The organism is Mesorhizobium sp. B2-8-1, from assembly GCF_006440955.1.
Lineage (GTDB): Bacteria > Pseudomonadota > Alphaproteobacteria > Rhizobiales > Rhizobiaceae > Mesorhizobium.
The window spans coordinates 153374-169457 of sequence record NZ_VFTX01000011.1; the positions used below are offsets into that span (position 1 = coordinate 153374).

A 16084-nucleotide genomic window follows, 5' to 3' on the forward strand; every position below is an offset into this window, starting at 1 on the left:
CGCCCGCAAGATCATCACTGCAACTAGGCGCAAGCCCGCGATTTGTCAACACAAACGGCCGGCAATGGCTCGATTGTGAAGTCGTAACCTTAATTACTATGTCTGATCCGGCCGCTTATCCGCGCGCCGGCTCAATATCGGCTCAATAACGGAACTGTTCCGCCAGTATGCGTTCGTTCCAGGAGTGATTGGGATCGAACAGCAAAGTTGCGGTCGCCGTCGCAGATTCCCTCACCGTCACGGAAGCTACGGCCTTGACCTCCGTATGGTCGGCGGCGGCGTTCACCGGCCGCTTTTCCGCCTCTAGTATATCGAAGCGCACGGTTGCCTTGTTGGAAAGCAAAGCGCCGCGCCAGCGGCGCGGGCGAAACGGGCTGACGGGGGTAAGCGCCAGCAGCGGCGCGTCGAGCGGCAGGATGGGCCCATGCGCCGAAAGATTGTAGGCGGTGGAGCCAGCCGGCGTGGCGATCATCACGCCGTCGCAATTCAGTTCCTCGAGCCGTACCTGGTCATCTATGGTGATGCGGATCTTGGCCGTCTGATAGGACTGGCGCCATAACGCCACTTCGTTGATGGCCAGCGCCGAGACGGTTTCGCCATCCGAGGTAACGGCCTGCATCTCCAGCGGACGGATCGTTTCGGCGACCGCGGCCGCGATGCGCTCGGCGAGACCTCCGGAACGATATTCGTTCATCAGGAAGCCGATGGTGCCACGGTTCATGCCGTAGACCTTTTTGCCGGTTCCCATCGTATCGCGCAAAGTTTGCAGCAGGAAACCGTCGCCGCCCAGGGCCACGACGACATCGGCTTCCGCGACCGAATGCTGGCCATAGCGCGCCGACAGGCTTTCCAGCGCCGCTTTGGCGTCAGGCGTGCCGGACGAGACGAAGGCGATGCTGTTGGCGGCTTTGCTCATGGCTCCCCGACGGTGACCGGTTGGCGGCTGGGCCGGGGTAGCATGGGCGGGCCTGTGTGCAAAGAGAGCCCGCAGACGTGCGGTTCGAACCGGCAGTCGCGAATCATATCAGGGAACGAGCCAATGTGATGGTTAAGGCCGGGCTTAAACTCTCGTAAAGCCGCATCGATCATGTTAGCCGGCATGGTGGCGTGGGGGCGCCCACAGCGATCTTATGCCTTTCAGGATACGAAAGACGCTGTGGCACTTTTGATCGTGCGTGAATCCTTCGAGAGTCGAGCCCGATTCCGGGGACACGCGCCAGCCGGGACCAACATATTGCTGGTAACACGCCTGATCATCATCTCCGTCGTGCTGGGAAGCTTCGCGCTTGTCTTCGCCGAACTGGTGCGCCGCTCGGAAGAAACAAGCCTCAGGCCCTTGCCCACGGCCTCGCGCTGCGGCGATGCTGCCGGAATGCCTTGTCCGCAAAGGGCGCTGTAGGTCAAAACAAGCTGACTGCTAGGAGCGTGGTTGCAGATGGCAGCCGGCCTGGCGTTTCTGTGCCAGATACTCGTCGATCAGCTGGCGATAGCGCACCTTGCCGAAACTCGGGAAATGGCCGCCATGCACGACCGAGACGTCGAGGCCGCGCATGGCAAACATCGTCCCCAAATAATCATCGATATCGGAATGGTAGACGTCGTCGATCAGCGGGCCGTCATAGATGATGTCGCCGGAAAGCAGGATGCCGGTCTTCTTCTCGTACAGCCCGATGCCGCCTGGCGAATGGCCGGGCGTGTGGATCACCTCGAAGGCGCGATCGCCGAGGTCGACGATATCGCCATGTTCGAGCAGGCGGTCCGCCGGGGCGGGCATGATGCGATAGCGCGCCGTATCCCAACCTTGTGGCTGGCGATCGAACATCTCTTCATTGGCGTAGCGGTCAGCCACCGTCCATTCGTTGCGCGGATCGGTCAGAATCTCCGCCTCGGCGCGGTGCACGCAGCGGTCGGGAAATTCATGGTGGCAGCCTATATGATCGAAATGCGTGTGGCTGGCGACGCAAGTGAGCTTGCGCTCGCTGACCAGCGGCACATGGCGCCTGAGGCTGAAATGGCCAAGCCCGGTATCGAACAGCAGGTCGCGGTCGCGACCGCGCACATGCCACATATTACAGCGGAAGAACGGTTTGATCCATGGCTCGTGGATCAGCGTGACACCGTCGCCCATGCGGATGGTTTCGTACCAGTCAGGTGCGTCGACGACCGCAAGCATGCCCATGTTCAATCCGTCAGCAGGATGATCTTGTCTGTATCGCAGGAAACCGAGACCGTGTCGCCCGGCTGCATGGCGGACGTGGCAGGCAGTTTGGCGATGAATTGCAGCGTGGCGTCTTCAGCGGAGACCGCGAGCACGCGCTTGAAGCTGCCCTGGAACACGACGTCGCTGACCTGCGCCTTTCCCAGCTTTGTGGCGCCTGAGGTCGCGCCCAGGGCAAGGTGCTCCGGCCGGATGGCCAAGGCAACCGCCGATCCCACCGGCAACGCTCCGGACGCCGAGACCGGCCCGACCTGTGTTGCGACAGTGCTTGTCCTGTCCATCATCTCCGCCACCGTTCCGCGAAGAATGGTGCTCTCGCCCATGAAAGTCGCCGAAAAGCGTGTCTTTGGCCGCGCATACACGCGTTCGGGCGGCCCTTCGTCCTCGATGCGGCCATCATTCATGACAACACAGTGGTCGGCCAGCGCCATAGCTTCTTCCTGGTCGTGGGTGACGTGGATGAAGGCGGTGCCGACGCGCTTCTGAATTGCTTTCAGCTCATCCTGCATCTGCCGGCGCAGTTTGAGGTCGAGCGCGCCGAGCGGCTCGTCGAGCAGCAGCACCGCCGGCTCGATCACCAGTGCGCGCGCCAGCGCTACGCGCTGCCGCTGGCCGCCGGAGAGCTGGTGCGGCTTCTTGTCGAAGGCGGCATCCAGCCCGACCAGCGCCAGCGTCTCACGCGCCCGCGCGGCGCGTGTCGCGCCATCGACGCCTTGCATGCGCAGGCCAAAACCGACATTGCCGCCGACGCTCATATGCGGAAACAGCGCATAATCCTGGAACACCGTCGTTGTCGGGCGCTTTGCCGGCGGAACGGCGGTGCAGTCCTCGCCTCGGATGAACACCTTGCCTTCGCTCGGTGTGACGAAGCCGCCCAAAATCGACAAAAGCGTCGTCTTGCCGGAGCCTGACGGTCCGAGCAGGATGGTGTAGCTACCGGGCTCTATCCGCAGCGATACGTCTTTCAGCACCGCCAGCTGGCCGAAACGGTGCGAGATCCCGCGGATGTCGACCAGGGGCGCGCTCATGCCGGCTTCCTCCGCAGCAATGTCAATTCGAACAGCACCACCAGCACGATGGAAACGGCGAACACCAGCGAGCCGACTGCGTTGGTCTTGGGGTTGAGGCCAGAGCGCAGCAGATTCCAGATTTCGACCGGCAGCGTGGTTTCGAAGCGTGTCAGCAGGAAGGAGATCACGAATTCGTCCCAGGAAAAGGTCATCGACAGGAAGAAGCCGGCGAAGATGGCCGGCGCCATGACAGGCACAGTAATCAAGAGCAGCACTTTCCATTCTGGCGCGCCGAGATCGCGCGCGGCGCGCTCGATGTTGATCTGGTGGTCGCCCATCTGGCTGTACACGATGGCGAAGCAGAGCGGCAGGTTGATCACGACATGGCCGATGCCGGCGGCCATCAGCGATTTCGGCACGCCGGCCCAGTTGAACAGCACCAGCAGCCCCATGCCGATGATGAGATAGCTGACGGTAAGCGGTAGCGTGATCAACCCTCGCAGCAGGGCCGAACCCGGCAGCACGAAGCGCGCGAACGCCCAGGCGCTGAGGAAGCCGAGCGTGACGGCCGCGAGCGACGAAAGGACGGCCACCAGCAGCGAGTTCACCAGCGCCGAGGTCAGCCGCGCATCGGACAGGACGGCCTGGTACCAGCGCAGCGACGGGCCGGTGAAGGGCGGGATTGGAAAGGAGGTTGCCTGCAGCGAGAACAGCACGAGCACGACCACCGGCAGGAAAATGAAGGCATAGATGGCGATCGCGTAGAGACAGGAAGCGGTTCGGACGATCAGGCGCATCTCAGGCCCGCTCGATCTTCAGCCAGCGGGCGCAGGCGAGATAGGCGATGGTCACGACCGCCATCAGGATGATCGAGAGCGCCGAGGCCAGCGGAAAATCGCCGCGCCGGCCGATCTGCATCATCACCAGCTGCGGCATGACCAGCTCGTTGTTGCCGCCGAGGATCTGCGGCGTGATGTAGTCGCCGATGCACAGCACGAAGGTCAGGAAGGCGCCGACCATGATGCCGGGCAAGGTCAGCGGCAGGATGACATGCAGGAAGGTGCGCACTGGCCCGGCGCCGAGATCAGCGGCGGCCTTGCGGTAGCTCGGACTGAGCTGCTTCAAATTGGCGAAGATCGTCAGCGTCAAAAGCATGACGAAGAAATGCACGAAGCCGGTCACGGTGGCGAAGCGCGTATTGGCGAGCTGCAGCGGTTCGCTGGTCAAGCCGATGCCGGTCAGCGTCCGGTTGATGACGCCGTTCTGCGCCAGCACCAGAAGCCAGGAATAGGAGCGCACGACATAGGACGTCCAGAACGGCAGCACGGCCAGCATCAGCGCCAGCCGCTGCCAGCGTTCCGGCACCTGTTCGGCCAGGATCCAGGCGAAAGGATAGGCGAGCAGCACCGAGACCACGGTGACGATCGCCGTCACCTCCAGCGAATTCACCATCGCTTGCCAATAGGCAGGATTGGTGAAGAACTGGCTGTAATTGGCTGATGTGAAGCCGCCGCCCTCATGCGACGTCAGGCTGGAAAGCCCCATGGCAATGAAAGGCAACACGAAGAACAGCAAGGTCCAGCCGAGCGCCGGCGTAACCAGCGCCCAGGGCAGGGCCTTGTTCGCGGTGCTGCTCACGACGGCCGTCTACTGCGCCTGCAGCATCTCGGTCCACATGTCCTGCATCTTCTTGTCGAGATCGGCATTCGGCGCCGGATAGGCCTGGGCGCGGGCAAGGAATTCGGGCTGCTCGTCGAAGCGCAGGATCTTCTTCTGGTCGTCGGTGAGTGCCGCCTTGCTGTTCGCCGGCATGCCCCAATAGCAGGACGAGGTGGCAAGCCGCGCCTGGCCTTCCGGGCTCATGATGTACTGGATGAATTTCAGCGCCACGTCCTTGTTCTTGGAGTCCTTGAACATGGCCAGCGACTGCGACCACAGCACCGCTCCCTCCTTGGGGATCGAGAAGTCCAGCGCCGGGTTCTCCTTGGCCAGGCCCGCCGTCACCCATTCGCCGCCGCCGACCAGAATATCGACTTCACCGGTGGCGAGCGCTGTCTGGCTGGCGGTCACCTCGCCGACCAGCTTGGCGTTGGCCTTCATCTTGAGCAGTTCGGCCTTGAGGGCGGGAAGATCGGCCTCGGTGAGTTCAGCCGTTTTCTTGCCGATGGCGAGTGCCGCCATGCCGATGACCGGCAGGTAATAATCGTAGATGGCGACCTTGCCCTTGTACTTGTCGCTTGTCAGCGACGCCAAGGATTGCATGTCGGCCGGGTCGACCTTGGTCTTGTTGAAGCCGATCGTGTTGTAGCCGAACTTTTCGGTGATGCCGTAGCGCTTGCCGCCGACCACGGTAGAGTTGTCCATCTTCACCTGCGGAAAGAGGTCGCCCAACGGCAGCTTGTCCTCCGGCAGCGGCTCGAACAGGCCTTTTTCCACGCCGCGCGGCACGTCGATGCTGTCGATCACCATCACGTCCCAGTCGCCGGGTTGCGACTGTTCGACGATGGCGAGCCCCGCGCCGGTGCCCTCGAATTCCTTGACGTTGACCTTGACGTTGTTGGCCTCTTCGAAGGGCTGCAGCAGCGCCGGGTCGGCATGATCGCACCAGATCAGGGCGTTGAGATCGGCGGCCTGGCTGGCGCCGGCTGCTGAGAGCACCAGCGCCGTGGCGCCGCAAGCGGCGCCCAGATGTCTCTTCAGGATTGAAAGCGGATTGTTGGCTGCGGATCGTGCGGACATCGAGTGTTCTCCCTTGCCTTTGTGGCTTCTTGCAAAAAGTTGAACCAATTCTAAAATTGAGTCAATTCTGTTTTTGTGGCAGACAGCCGGTATGAGTGGATTGAGGGCAAGGCAAAAGGCCGACCGGCACCGCCGCATCATCGAGGCGGCGGCCGAGCTTTTCCGCGAGGCCGGCTATGAAGGCGCCAAGATCGAGGTGATCGCGGCCCAGGCCGAAGTGTCGATCGGGACGATTTACAATTACTACCAGAATAAGGGCGACATCCTCGGCGCCATCGTCTCCATGGAGGTCAACGAGGTGCTGAATGCCGGGCGAGGCGTGGTCGACAGCCCACCGGCCAATGTCGGCGATGCGCTGGACACGCTGATCGGCATCTATATCGAGCACTCCTTGCACTATCTCAGCAAGGAAATGTGGCGCCAGGCGATGGCGATCTCGACGCAACTGCCCGACAGCCCGTTCGGCCAAGCCTACACGGCGCTCGACCGCGCTCTGACGCAACAGATCCGTGCCCTGATCGCAAGGCTGCAGGAGATCGGCCTGGTGCGGCGCGACATCGACGGGCAGGCGGTGGGTGAGCTGGTCTTCAACAACATGAACATGATGTTCATCGAGTTCGTGAAGCGCGACGAGGCAAGGATAGCGGAACTGCGCGCGGCGATCCGACGGCAGAACCGGATCCTGGTGGCGGCGATCGGGGTGTGAGGATGGAAGCGACCGCTGCATGAAACTAGCTTCCGCTGCCAGCGTGACTGACGATGAGTGCCAACGGCGGCGCCCGTCTACACCGCAGGGCTCGCGTCCTAGCGGCTTGATGTTGCGGGGATTGACAGCGTAGCCGCTGGCCTAACCAGCGATCCCTTCGAAGCATCGACCGAAGGGAAAGCAGACGCGCGGCCGCAGTGACGCAGGTAAAATCAGTGATCGGTCGGATCGATCTTCGTCAGGCGCTCTCGCGCTTCGGTGACGCGCTGCTGCGCGGACCTTATCCTGCTGCAAAGCGCGAGATTGATGCCGACGCCACAGTCTCGGTCCAACATTTCTTCCGCGCGTTTGAGGGCAAGTTCAGCTCGGCCAATTCGCTGCCTGGCTTGGGCCAGTTCCATGTCCAAGAGTTCGATCATTGTTCCGCTACAGAGTTTGCGGTCCCTTCGGTCGTTAACCCTCCCCGGCCGGGTTTGGTTCCGGGTTGGGGCTCGAGACTCAGGACAGCAGGAGAAAGTCGCCGCTTCGGCACCGACCTCATTGCACGCGAAGTCGCCTCTTGAGTTGAATTTGAAATCTGTTACAACTTATAGGGGCGGGCGAAGGGGAGAGATGGTAAATGGGGACGTTTTCAATCTGGCATTGGGCGATCGTACTGCTGATCATCGGCGTGCCTGTTTTCTTTGCGGTTCGCTCAGCCGTGAAGCCGTCACAGGGCCCGGCGGCTCTTGTAGGATTCGGTGGCTGGCTTATGCTACTGGCGATCGGCCAGGTGTTGTCGCCGCTGCGCACGCTCGCCGACTTGGCCAATTCGGCCGAGGGTTACCGGCAACTCATGCCCCTGCCAAATGGACTGGTTGCGGTTTATAGCGAGGTTGCCCTCAATCTGGCATTTCTGGCGCTTCAACTGGTTGTGCTCATTTCGATGCTGCGGCGAAGCCGACGCTTTCCACAATTGTTTCTGGTTCAGTGGATTGCGATACCGGTTGTGTTCGTCCTGGACACGATCTTGATCTCATCAACTCTGGGCGTCCCGGTGAGCCAGATCCTTGCTGGAGATGCGCTGGCGACACCCGTCCTGTCGTTCATCCTCACCGGGGCTTGGGTCGCCTACGTCTACAAGTCCGTCAGGGTGAAGAACACGTTCGGCGGCGAAGTGGCAGCCGGCCAGGTTGCGACAGCCTCCTAGCGAAAGTCCGCTGGGTTTCGCCTCTTCGCATGAGCAGTCCTCCTGCGACAGGCTTCGGAGGACACTCCTTCGTTTTGCGAGATCTGGTGTTCTTATAACGGGCTGGGTGGCCTGCCACCCGAAGCTTGAAGAGTGCCCTTCCCGAGAGATGGGTGACAGTTCATTCCGGATAGATGGGTTATCGCCAGCGGCACTCGCAGCCGATCGCGCTGCCGGTTCCCGTTAAGCCGGATCCAGACGCAAGCCTGAGCGGCCGGGCGAAGCAGGAGCGCGACGCGCGCCTGGCGATCGTCGCCGCCTTCGAGAATTTCAGCCGCGGCTTGCAACTCGGCTACGCCACCCGCGTGCAGGTCTTCACCGACAAGTATAACGCCGGCTCGATCGCCGTTGGAGAGTTCGCCCGCGCCATCATCCCCTCGATCTCCAAGCGATCGCTCGCCCGCTGGCAGAACGAGAAGCGCAAGGGAAGGGCCGACGCGCTGGCACACGATCCGGCAGCGGCCCGGAAGGGAACCGGCGTGCTCGAAAGCGCCCATGGCGGCGCCGTGCGCATGTTCATCCTCGGACAGATCGCCAATCGGCCGCACCTTTGCGCCGACGACATTCGCACGCAGTGCCGGGCGGAATTCGGCGACACGTTGACGGTGGTTTCAAAGGGCCTTGAAAAGACCGTTCCCATGCCGCCGGTGCGCACCTTCCAGCACGCGATCAAGCACCTGAAGGTCCGCCACAAGGTCGAGCTCCTGAAACTCACCAAGCCGACCTACCAGTGCAGCCTCTTCGTCAATTCGGACGATGATCATACACAGATCCTCGCCGAGTTCGAGGATGCCATGGCGGGCTATGCCGTCAACCGGCGTGGCCTGTCAGGCGTCATCGCCGGCGCGCCGCAGATCCCGGTGCTGGAGATCACGGCCGACGATATTCCGCTCGATCGGCCCCGGCCGGATACACAATACGACAAGTCGGCGAACGACCTTTACAACCAGCTTTCCGGGCAGTTCACCTCGATCGAGAAATTCTGGGCGGCCGAAAGCCTCAAACCGATCGTCGTCAATGCCGATATCGCCGCCGATGGGGCGCCGCGCGGCACGTCGAACGACTTCCTCCAGGTCTCCGACCCAGACATCGCCCAATACCTGCTGACGATCCGCTATCGCCAGAACCGCAAGGGCGGAACGCAGACCATCCCCGTCAGCCGGCGTGTCGGCCTGAAGGTGGCGGAGGGCGATTGGATCACGCTCGAAGGCAGCGAGTGGATGATCAACAAATGGGATGGCGGCGACCACCTCAGGGTCACGCTTAGCCTCTCCGAAACCGGCGCAGACATTTACGACGACGGCGACATCGAGCCCGGCCCGATCGTCGTCCCGCCGAGCCCGCCGATCAACCCGTCGATCCTGACCACGGTGCAGAATTTCAGGGTCGAGGTCGGGACCATCGCCGGTGCCGGCGGCCAGGAGGTTCCCGCGCTTCGCTTTGCGTGGGATCCGCCGAATGATCCCACGATCATTGCCGTCCGGATATTCTATTACCGGGACGATATTCCGGATCAGGTCTACCAGGACACCTGCGACACTCCCGAAGACGGCATCTACATCACCTCGAAGAACGTCTCGCCTGGCGTATTTTATACGGCTAGGGCCACGATCACGACGGTTCCCGATCGCTTCAAGACCTTCACGCCTTGGCTGACCACGGCGGATGTCACCGGCAACACGTTCTACCCGATCGACCTCGACCAGTTCGCGCAGGACGTTAAGGGCCTCCTTGCGTTCACCGGCAATGCGGTTCGCGATGTCCTTGAACAATTGCAGGCGGTGTCGACGAACAGCGCCGGCAACTTCCTCGTCGGCTTTTCCGACAAGCAGGAACTGCGGCGGGAACTGCGGTCCACCACCGACGATTCCGTGGCGCTGTTTCGTGAAGAGATCACGGTCGCGACCGGGCCGGGCTCGGCGATCGTCACGGACATCACGACGCTTCAGACGACCCAGACCGATCTTGCGACCGGCCTGGAGGTGACCAATTCTGCCGTGACCACTCTGCAAAGCCTGACGTCGGTCCAGGGTGACCTGATCACCTCTGCCAACGTTGCAATCACTGCCTTGCAGAACACGGTCAATGATCCGTCGACAGGTGTTGTGGCAACGGCTTCGACCGTGTCGGCGTTGGCAACCACTGTGACGGCACAGGGCGGCAGCATCACCTCGCAGGGCGCCGCGATCACCGCCCTGCAAAACACGGTCTACAATCCTTCGACCGGCGTTGCCGCTACCGCAATCGCCGTCTCGTCGCTCACGACGACGGTGACGGCACAAGGCGGCACGATCGCCGTCAATTCCTCGGCCATCACCGCCTTGCAGGCCAGCTATGGCGACGTCTCGGCCGGCGCCACCTTCCGAATGGGGACGGGCTACACGCCGGCGGCCGGCTGGTCCTCGCGCTCCGCCATTGAGAACCGCGTGACGTCGGGTAGCACGTTCCACTCCTCGGGGTTCTATCTCGAGGCCACGGCGTCGGCCTCGCGCATCGTCATGGACACCGACCAGCTTGTCATCATGACCGGCGGTGCGGTCACTGCGCTGTTCGATAGCGGCACCGCCTTCATCGCCAACGCGCGCATCCGGAACCTGACGGCCGGCAATATTTCGGCGAAGTCGCTCGATGCCAACGTGGTCTTGCAGAACGGCACGGTCATCACCGACCTGATCGCCGGCAACGCTATCACCGATTGGGACACGGACTCCTTCTTCACATCGACCGGCTTCGATCAGGCTAGCTTTGTTACCAGGTGCACCATCACGGTAAACAACACCGGCGGTATACCTGTCCTGGTGTTTGTTCAAATGAACAGCACGAGGTCTGGGGGCTCTGGAACGATCACTTACCAGCTTGTCAGGACGGTCTCCGGTGTCGACACGGTAATACGAGGAGTCGTTTGGACGGCCACCGGAACCTACGAACCCGTGTTCCTCGACGCAGGCGCGCCGGCCGGAACCTTTACCTACAGGATCGATGAGAAGCACGTGCTGGGCGGCGGCGCCGGCATCACGCTTACGGCAAGCATCACGGCAAGCTGGTGGAAGAAATGAAGACGATCACGCTCAAAATCACAGAGGGTCAATACGCCGCCCTGGCGCTCGATGTCGTCGAGCCCCGCGAATGGTTGAAAAGCATGGTTGTGGAAAGAGCCGGCGCTGTCGTCGCCGGCCTGCCGGAACCGGTCTGGCGGGCATGCATCGTTGCCGCGGTGAAAGTCGGCATCGACACCGAGGATGCTGACGCCATCGTCCTTCATGCGCTTGAGGCTGGGCTGCTGCGGACATTGAAATTCCGTGAGATGCAATCCGAAGCCGAGCGGGAAAATGAACAGCTGAAAACCGCAGATACGGAGACCCCGAAATGACAACCAATGAGCCCGAGAAAGTGACGATCTCAATGCAAGTCGCGCTGGAGGAGGAGGTCGAGCGGCTGGATGCGGCGGCGAAGACATCCAAGAACCGGATCCTGTTCCTCGCGCAGAGTAACGCGAACCTGAAGGCGCGGGTGGCCGAGCTGGAAGCCAAACTTGCCACGGCGGAGCCGGTGGAAGCGGCGTCCAAAAAGCCAAAGGTGAATTGACATGGCTGTCGTAGATGATTGGGTGGCGGGGGCAGCGTCCGTCGACGCTGGCGACACTGCTGTAACTGGCGTCGGCACCTCATGGAAGGTTGCCGGTATTAGACCAGGCGATGTGTTCATGCGCGCCGGCTACGGCGTGGTGATCGCGTCCGTGCCTGATGACACGCATCTGGTGCTGGACGAGGACTGGCCGGGCGCGTCGCTTGTCAATTCCGCCTACCGCATCCGCTTTCAGCCGGATGGCTCGCGCTTGCCGGCGCAGGCGGCGGCGCTGATCCAAGAGCTTTCGAACGATAACCTCGCGGAACTGGCGGCGCTGACCGGCGACCTCGCCTCTGGCATCGGCGACATCTCGGATGTGGCGCCGATCGTCATCCTGAGTACCGGCCAGTCGAACACCGCTCGGCACCCAGCCTATTCGTGGACGCCGCAGCCCAATCTCTACCTCTGGAATCATGACGGCGCTGTTGACGCGGCCACGCACATCGGCACGGGATTCAATCCGATGGATGCCACCACGATGGGCTACGATTATTCGTATGCCAACGAGGTTGCTAAGGCGAACCCGCTCGCCACGGTTTATTTGGTCAAGGTGGGGCAAGGCTCGCTGGCGATCGCGCAATGGATGGCCGGCGCGGCGGCACCTGACATGTACGGCTGCTGCAAGAACAATATCGAAGCCGCGCTGGCCGTGATCGGAGCCTCCAAGATCGACAATTTCCTGTGGTGGCAGGGGGAATCGGACGCCATGGCGGGGTCCACCACCTATTTCAGCGACTTCAACACCGTTGTCGCGCGGTTCAGGGCCGAAACCTGGTTCCCCTATGCGACGCCGATAACGATCATGGGCACCAGCATCGTCTACGGCACGCCGCTGGACGCGTTCAACAACATGCTTGCCCTGCTGGCATCCATCGAGCCGGAGTTTCGGAAGTTCGTCAACACCGGTTCCCTGCCTGTCGCCTTTTGGGATCCTACGTTTGGCTATACCCACCTCAATGCGAGCGGATATGAGCAAGCCGGCAAGCTGGCGTTCGCAGTTGGGCGGGCAGTTGCGCAGAAGGTCTATGTCAACCCGCTCACCGGCGCGGTCACGATCAATGGCAACGCTGCACCACTTCCGGCCCCGCCAGCCGGGACCGTGTTGCATATCGGCGGCGTTGATGGCGTGCAATCGCGCGTCACTTTTGACGGTTTTGGGGGCATTGCTCAGTTTCTTGGCCGCCGGGCAAACGGCACGCCAGCGGCACGGTCGGCATTGCTCGCCAGTGATGTAATTATGTCCGTGGGCATATTTGGCGCTTACGACGCCACCAACTACAGCGGCAGCTCGCGCGGTGGGTTTACTTTTTACGCGATAGAGAATTGGTCAGCCTCGGCGCAAGGGACCGCTTTTTCGCTGTACGCTACCCCTCATGGCAGCACCACGCTGAACCAGATACTTACAGGCTACGGCGAAGGTTTGCAGATATTGAAGGGCTTCTCACGGGGAGTGCCAGTCACAAAGACGGATGATTTTGCCGTGGCAGACAGCGACAACTGGTTGATCTGCAACAAGGCATCGGCGATGACGGTGACGTTGCCGAGTCCGGCGACGTTTCTGGGGCGAGAGCTCAACTTCTTGAACCGACAGGCGCAGGCCGTTGTGTCGGCATCCGCAAATGTCGTTGGCAAGAACTCAGGCACGTTGAATATCGGCATTCTCGGAGCCACTGCCGGAGCCTGGGTCAAGCTCGTCAGCGACGGGGTAAACTGGGTAATGATGCAGGGCAGTTGATGCTTGGCTTGCGTCGGGCATCGATGGCCATTACGACTTTCGCTCTAGATGCCTTGGCCGAAAGCTTAAAATGATCGGTGCCTTACGCTTCCTTTTGGCCATCGGAGTGCTTGTCGCACACCTTGTGCAGCAATATCCCGGCCAGCCGGGCATGTTGGCCGTGTTTGGCTTTTACACCGTTTCTGGCTATCTGATCGCTCGAGTGCTCCAAGGCTCATATAGGGGTCGGCCGCTTGCATTCGTCTTGAACCGGGCCCTGCGCCTCTATCCCGCCTACTGGGCTGTTGCCCTTCTCGGGCTTTGGATAGCTCTTCACGGTGGAAGCCCGTTGAACGCGGCGATAGCTGTGCCGAACTCGTTCGATGCGGCGATCAGGCAGATATCGATTTTCGGCCTGCTGCCCCTTAACGAGACTGCCTATCCGATACGGCTCATCCCGCCGTCCTGGTCGCTCAACATGGAACTGGCCTGGTATTTGGCTATGATCTTGACCGTGCGGCACATCCGCCTGTGGCTGGCCTGCGGCATCGTCATCGCCGTTTGGCTGTCGTGGCGCAATGATGTTACTTCTGCATACAATGGATACTACGGCCCGGCGTTCTGCTTTGCACTTGGTGCTGCCTTGAGTTCGGTGAAGGTGCAACTGCATCGAGCGCATGTTGGGATTGCGTTCGGGGCCCTGGTCCTATGGGTCGTGTTCGTGAACATGACCGGTTTCGCCGTTTGGAAACTCTACGGGGCCAGTGTTTTAAGTGGCTACGCCTTGTTGGCCTGCGATCGAAAATTCTCCGCTTGGCAGCGCTATGACAAGTGGATAGGCGACTTGGCCTACCCTGTATTTTTATGCCACTGGCACGTAGCGACTTTCATGAACATGCAGCCGGGCTGGGATTTGTTTTGGGTGAGTCTGCCGCTCATCCTCGCACTGTCGAGCGCGATCGTACTTCTTGTCGACAGGCCCGTTGCGCGGATACGGGATGCGATAAGAGCTGGGCAAGCTAGATCATTGGCGACGCAGCCAGCCGAATAGCAATGATCCCGCGTCACGGAAGCCCCTATTCCCGGCCCTTTAGTCTAGTACCCCAAGAGATGCCGCAATCCGACGATCGGCAGATAGACCGTCCAGACCAGGCAGACCAGGATCGCGATAACGACGCCCATGGCGGGCGCCCATTCCTGCCATAGTTTCAGCAGCCGTCCGCTCCAGACTTCCAGTTGAGTTTCCATCGCTATTTCCTTCAACCCTCCCGGCAGCCAAGAAGTTTAACCGCCGCACCCGGCCCGTTTGGGCATCGGGCACGGTGACTGATTCTCGAAAGCCCTTAAATGGCCCTTCAAGACCATTTTACAGCCGTCGACCCGGTTCGGCCGCCGGCCGGCTCACGTCGTTTGATAGACAGGATAGGTGGCATGAGGCACGGTCGCGATGCGCCCCACCAGGCGCTCCGCCAGGCGGCGCTTGCCGATCCGCGAGGCGTTCGCCGGCTTCGATGTGCAGGAGGTCGATCTTGTGTATACCTTGCCAGGTGGGAAAAGGCCGGCCCGCAAAGGAGCTTGCGGGATCAACCGCCCTCATGAAGGAGCTATGATCAAACTCGGCAGAAGAGGGGAACAATGGGTGAGGCTAAGCGAAACAGAGAGCAACGGAACAGGGCGGCGGCATTCTTTAAGGGGTATTGCAAAGCCAGTGGGCGACTTCCCGTGGATACCGGGGAGCTTGATGGCGGAACGGCAATGCTGATTAGGGCAGTTGAGGCGGCGTTGCTTGCCGACGCGTCCGGGATGTCCGCCATAGTATCCAGTCTGCCGCGTCTTGTTATCGGTTTGGTAGATGATGATCGATGGAATGCTCTGGCAGATATCTCGTGCGGGCAACCTGTGGTCGCCATCAACACCGGAATCCCGATTAGGATTTTGAACCTGCTGATCGCGTGCTTTTCGGACCCTGGCATCTTTCCCGGTGTTGGCAGGCGTTATGAAAGTGAACCCATCCGGCTGGGTACGAACGGTCCGTCAATGTCTCTCTACAATCAGGGCAAGATCTTCGACAACGTGATTGGAACGGATCGGCTGGCCTTCGCTTTTCGTCTTACGGTTATGCTGACCAGATATGTGGCTCTCCATGAGTTCGTACACATCAGGAACGGTCACGTTGACTTGGTGAAAAGTTCCCAACCGCTGTTGGCGATGGAGGAAAACCAAGATTCGGTCCCAGGTGTTTCCAACCTAGACTTCCAAGCGATGGAATGGGATGCGGACAATTGTGCAATGCTCATGTGGCTAACGGCGGCCATCGAGGCTCACCAGATCCAAGGATATAACAAAGGCCTTGAGGAAGGGGGTGAACATTTGCACGCGTTGTTCACCACCGGCCTCCTCCTACTCTGGCGGCTCACCGAGGCAATCGAGCCGGCCAGCGATGAACCAATGGAACAGCACCATCCACCGGCCCTTGTAAGATCGAATTTCGTGATATTTGGCGCCGGACGCCAAGCCAAAGCATATGGCCTTCCCGCCTTCGACAATGCCCACGTGCGGGCGCTTCATGAGGTGAACGTCGCTTGGGCGAGGCTGACGGGTCAACCTGTTCCAACTAGCGATCAGGTTGCAGACGCCGCAGAGGCGGTCATCGACCACAACCACGCCATTATAAAACATTGGGACACTGAGCTTAGGCCCCGGCTGGTTCCGCTGAACAGGGGTAATACTGAGCTAAGTCATTTTCATCCGGAGTACGGGTGATGCCTACCGATTGTCACGCAGCATCCCGCTGGCCTTGGCCGCAGCCAGGAACGCAAAGGGAGTTCCTCGGCGGCCGCCT

General features: G+C 61.0%; 17 protein-coding genes. 10 read left to right on the forward strand and 7 right to left on the reverse strand.

Annotation, left to right across the window (positions count from 1 at the left end; translation table 11 throughout):
• Window positions 1-142: 142 nt before the first annotated feature.
• Complete coding sequence (locus tag FJ428_RS25145; RefSeq protein WP_140493621.1) at window positions 143-916, reverse strand: NAD kinase; 774 nt, start codon at window positions 914-916, stop codon at window positions 143-145.
• Window positions 917-1234: 318 nt separating this feature from the next.
• Here FJ428_RS25145 and FJ428_RS30405 point away from each other — a divergent pair, with 318 nt between their 5' ends.
• Window positions 1235-1399 (forward strand): hypothetical protein, encoded by a 165-nt coding sequence (locus FJ428_RS30405; protein WP_181167386.1) that lies wholly within the window; start codon window positions 1235-1237, stop codon window positions 1397-1399.
• 18 nt (window positions 1400-1417) lie between these two features.
• Here FJ428_RS30405 and FJ428_RS25150 read toward each other — a convergent pair whose 3' ends face one another.
• The 5 genes from FJ428_RS25150 to FJ428_RS25170 are packed head-to-tail and all read right to left on the reverse strand — an operon-like array spanning window position 1418 to window position 5967.
• The gene (locus FJ428_RS25150) at window positions 1418-2179 is read right to left on the reverse strand and encodes an MBL fold metallo-hydrolase (RefSeq protein ID WP_140880426.1); all 762 of its coding nucleotides are present in this window, start codon (window positions 2177-2179) and stop codon (window positions 1418-1420) included.
• Window positions 2180-2181: 2 nt separating this feature from the next.
• Window positions 2182-3246, reverse strand: a complete 1065-nt coding sequence (locus FJ428_RS25155; RefSeq protein ID WP_140880427.1) for an ABC transporter ATP-binding protein — start codon at window positions 3244-3246, stop codon at window positions 2182-2184.
• Complete coding sequence (locus FJ428_RS25160; protein ID WP_140880428.1) at window positions 3243-4025, reverse strand: ABC transporter permease; 783 nt, start codon at window positions 4023-4025, stop codon at window positions 3243-3245. Before FJ428_RS25160 ends, FJ428_RS25155 begins: the two co-directional genes overlap by 4 nt.
• A gap of 1 nt (window position 4026) precedes the next feature.
• Window positions 4027-4866: an ABC transporter permease gene (locus FJ428_RS25165; protein WP_140517631.1), complete on the reverse strand. Its 840-nt coding sequence runs from the start codon at window positions 4864-4866 to the stop codon at window positions 4027-4029.
• Between the two features lie 9 nt (window positions 4867-4875).
• Window positions 4876-5967: a spermidine/putrescine ABC transporter substrate-binding protein gene (locus FJ428_RS25170; protein ID WP_140558699.1), complete on the reverse strand. Its 1092-nt coding sequence runs from the start codon at window positions 5965-5967 to the stop codon at window positions 4876-4878.
• Window positions 5968-6058: 91 nt separating this feature from the next.
• Here FJ428_RS25170 and FJ428_RS25175 point away from each other — a divergent pair, with 91 nt between their 5' ends.
• From FJ428_RS25175 to FJ428_RS25210, 8 genes are all read left to right on the forward strand, one after another.
• On the forward strand, window positions 6059-6673 hold the full coding sequence (locus tag FJ428_RS25175) for a TetR/AcrR family transcriptional regulator (RefSeq protein WP_140671697.1): 615 nt from the start codon (window positions 6059-6061) through the stop codon (window positions 6671-6673).
• Window positions 6674-6870: 197 nt separating this feature from the next.
• Complete coding sequence (locus tag FJ428_RS30410; protein ID WP_181167387.1) at window positions 6871-7236, forward strand: hypothetical protein; 366 nt, start codon at window positions 6871-6873, stop codon at window positions 7234-7236.
• A 56-nt stretch (window positions 7237-7292) separates the two neighbouring features.
• A complete protein-coding gene (locus tag FJ428_RS25185) occupies window positions 7293-7862 on the forward strand; it encodes a DUF2569 family protein (protein ID WP_140880430.1) in 570 nt (189 codons plus the stop codon).
• Window positions 7863-8035: 173 nt separating this feature from the next.
• Window positions 8036-10957, forward strand: coding sequence for a hypothetical protein (locus FJ428_RS25190; protein WP_140880431.1), 2922 nt, complete (start codon window positions 8036-8038; stop codon window positions 10955-10957).
• On the forward strand, window positions 10954-11271 hold the full coding sequence (locus tag FJ428_RS25195; RefSeq protein WP_140880432.1) for a hypothetical protein: 318 nt from the start codon (window positions 10954-10956) through the stop codon (window positions 11269-11271). Before FJ428_RS25190 ends, FJ428_RS25195 begins: the two co-directional genes overlap by 4 nt.
• Window positions 11268-11486, forward strand: a complete 219-nt coding sequence (locus FJ428_RS25200) for a hypothetical protein (protein ID WP_140880433.1) — start codon at window positions 11268-11270, stop codon at window positions 11484-11486. Before FJ428_RS25195 ends, FJ428_RS25200 begins: the two co-directional genes overlap by 4 nt.
• A gap of 1 nt (window position 11487) precedes the next feature.
• Window positions 11488-13263, forward strand: a complete 1776-nt coding sequence (locus FJ428_RS25205) for a sialate O-acetylesterase (RefSeq protein WP_140880434.1) — start codon at window positions 11488-11490, stop codon at window positions 13261-13263.
• Window positions 13264-13333: 70 nt separating this feature from the next.
• Complete coding sequence (locus FJ428_RS25210; RefSeq protein ID WP_140880435.1) at window positions 13334-14293, forward strand: acyltransferase; 960 nt, start codon at window positions 13334-13336, stop codon at window positions 14291-14293.
• 44 nt (window positions 14294-14337) lie between these two features.
• Here the strand turns inward: FJ428_RS25210 and FJ428_RS30415 are convergent, their stop codons facing one another.
• Window positions 14338-14490 (reverse strand): hypothetical protein, encoded by a 153-nt coding sequence (locus FJ428_RS30415; RefSeq protein WP_181167388.1) that lies wholly within the window; start codon window positions 14488-14490, stop codon window positions 14338-14340.
• 474 nt (window positions 14491-14964) lie between these two features.
• Between FJ428_RS30415 and FJ428_RS25215 the strand changes: the two genes are divergently transcribed.
• On the forward strand, window positions 14965-16005 hold the full coding sequence (locus FJ428_RS25215) for a hypothetical protein (protein ID WP_140880436.1): 1041 nt from the start codon (window positions 14965-14967) through the stop codon (window positions 16003-16005).
• Window positions 16006-16084: the final 79 nt, after the last annotated feature.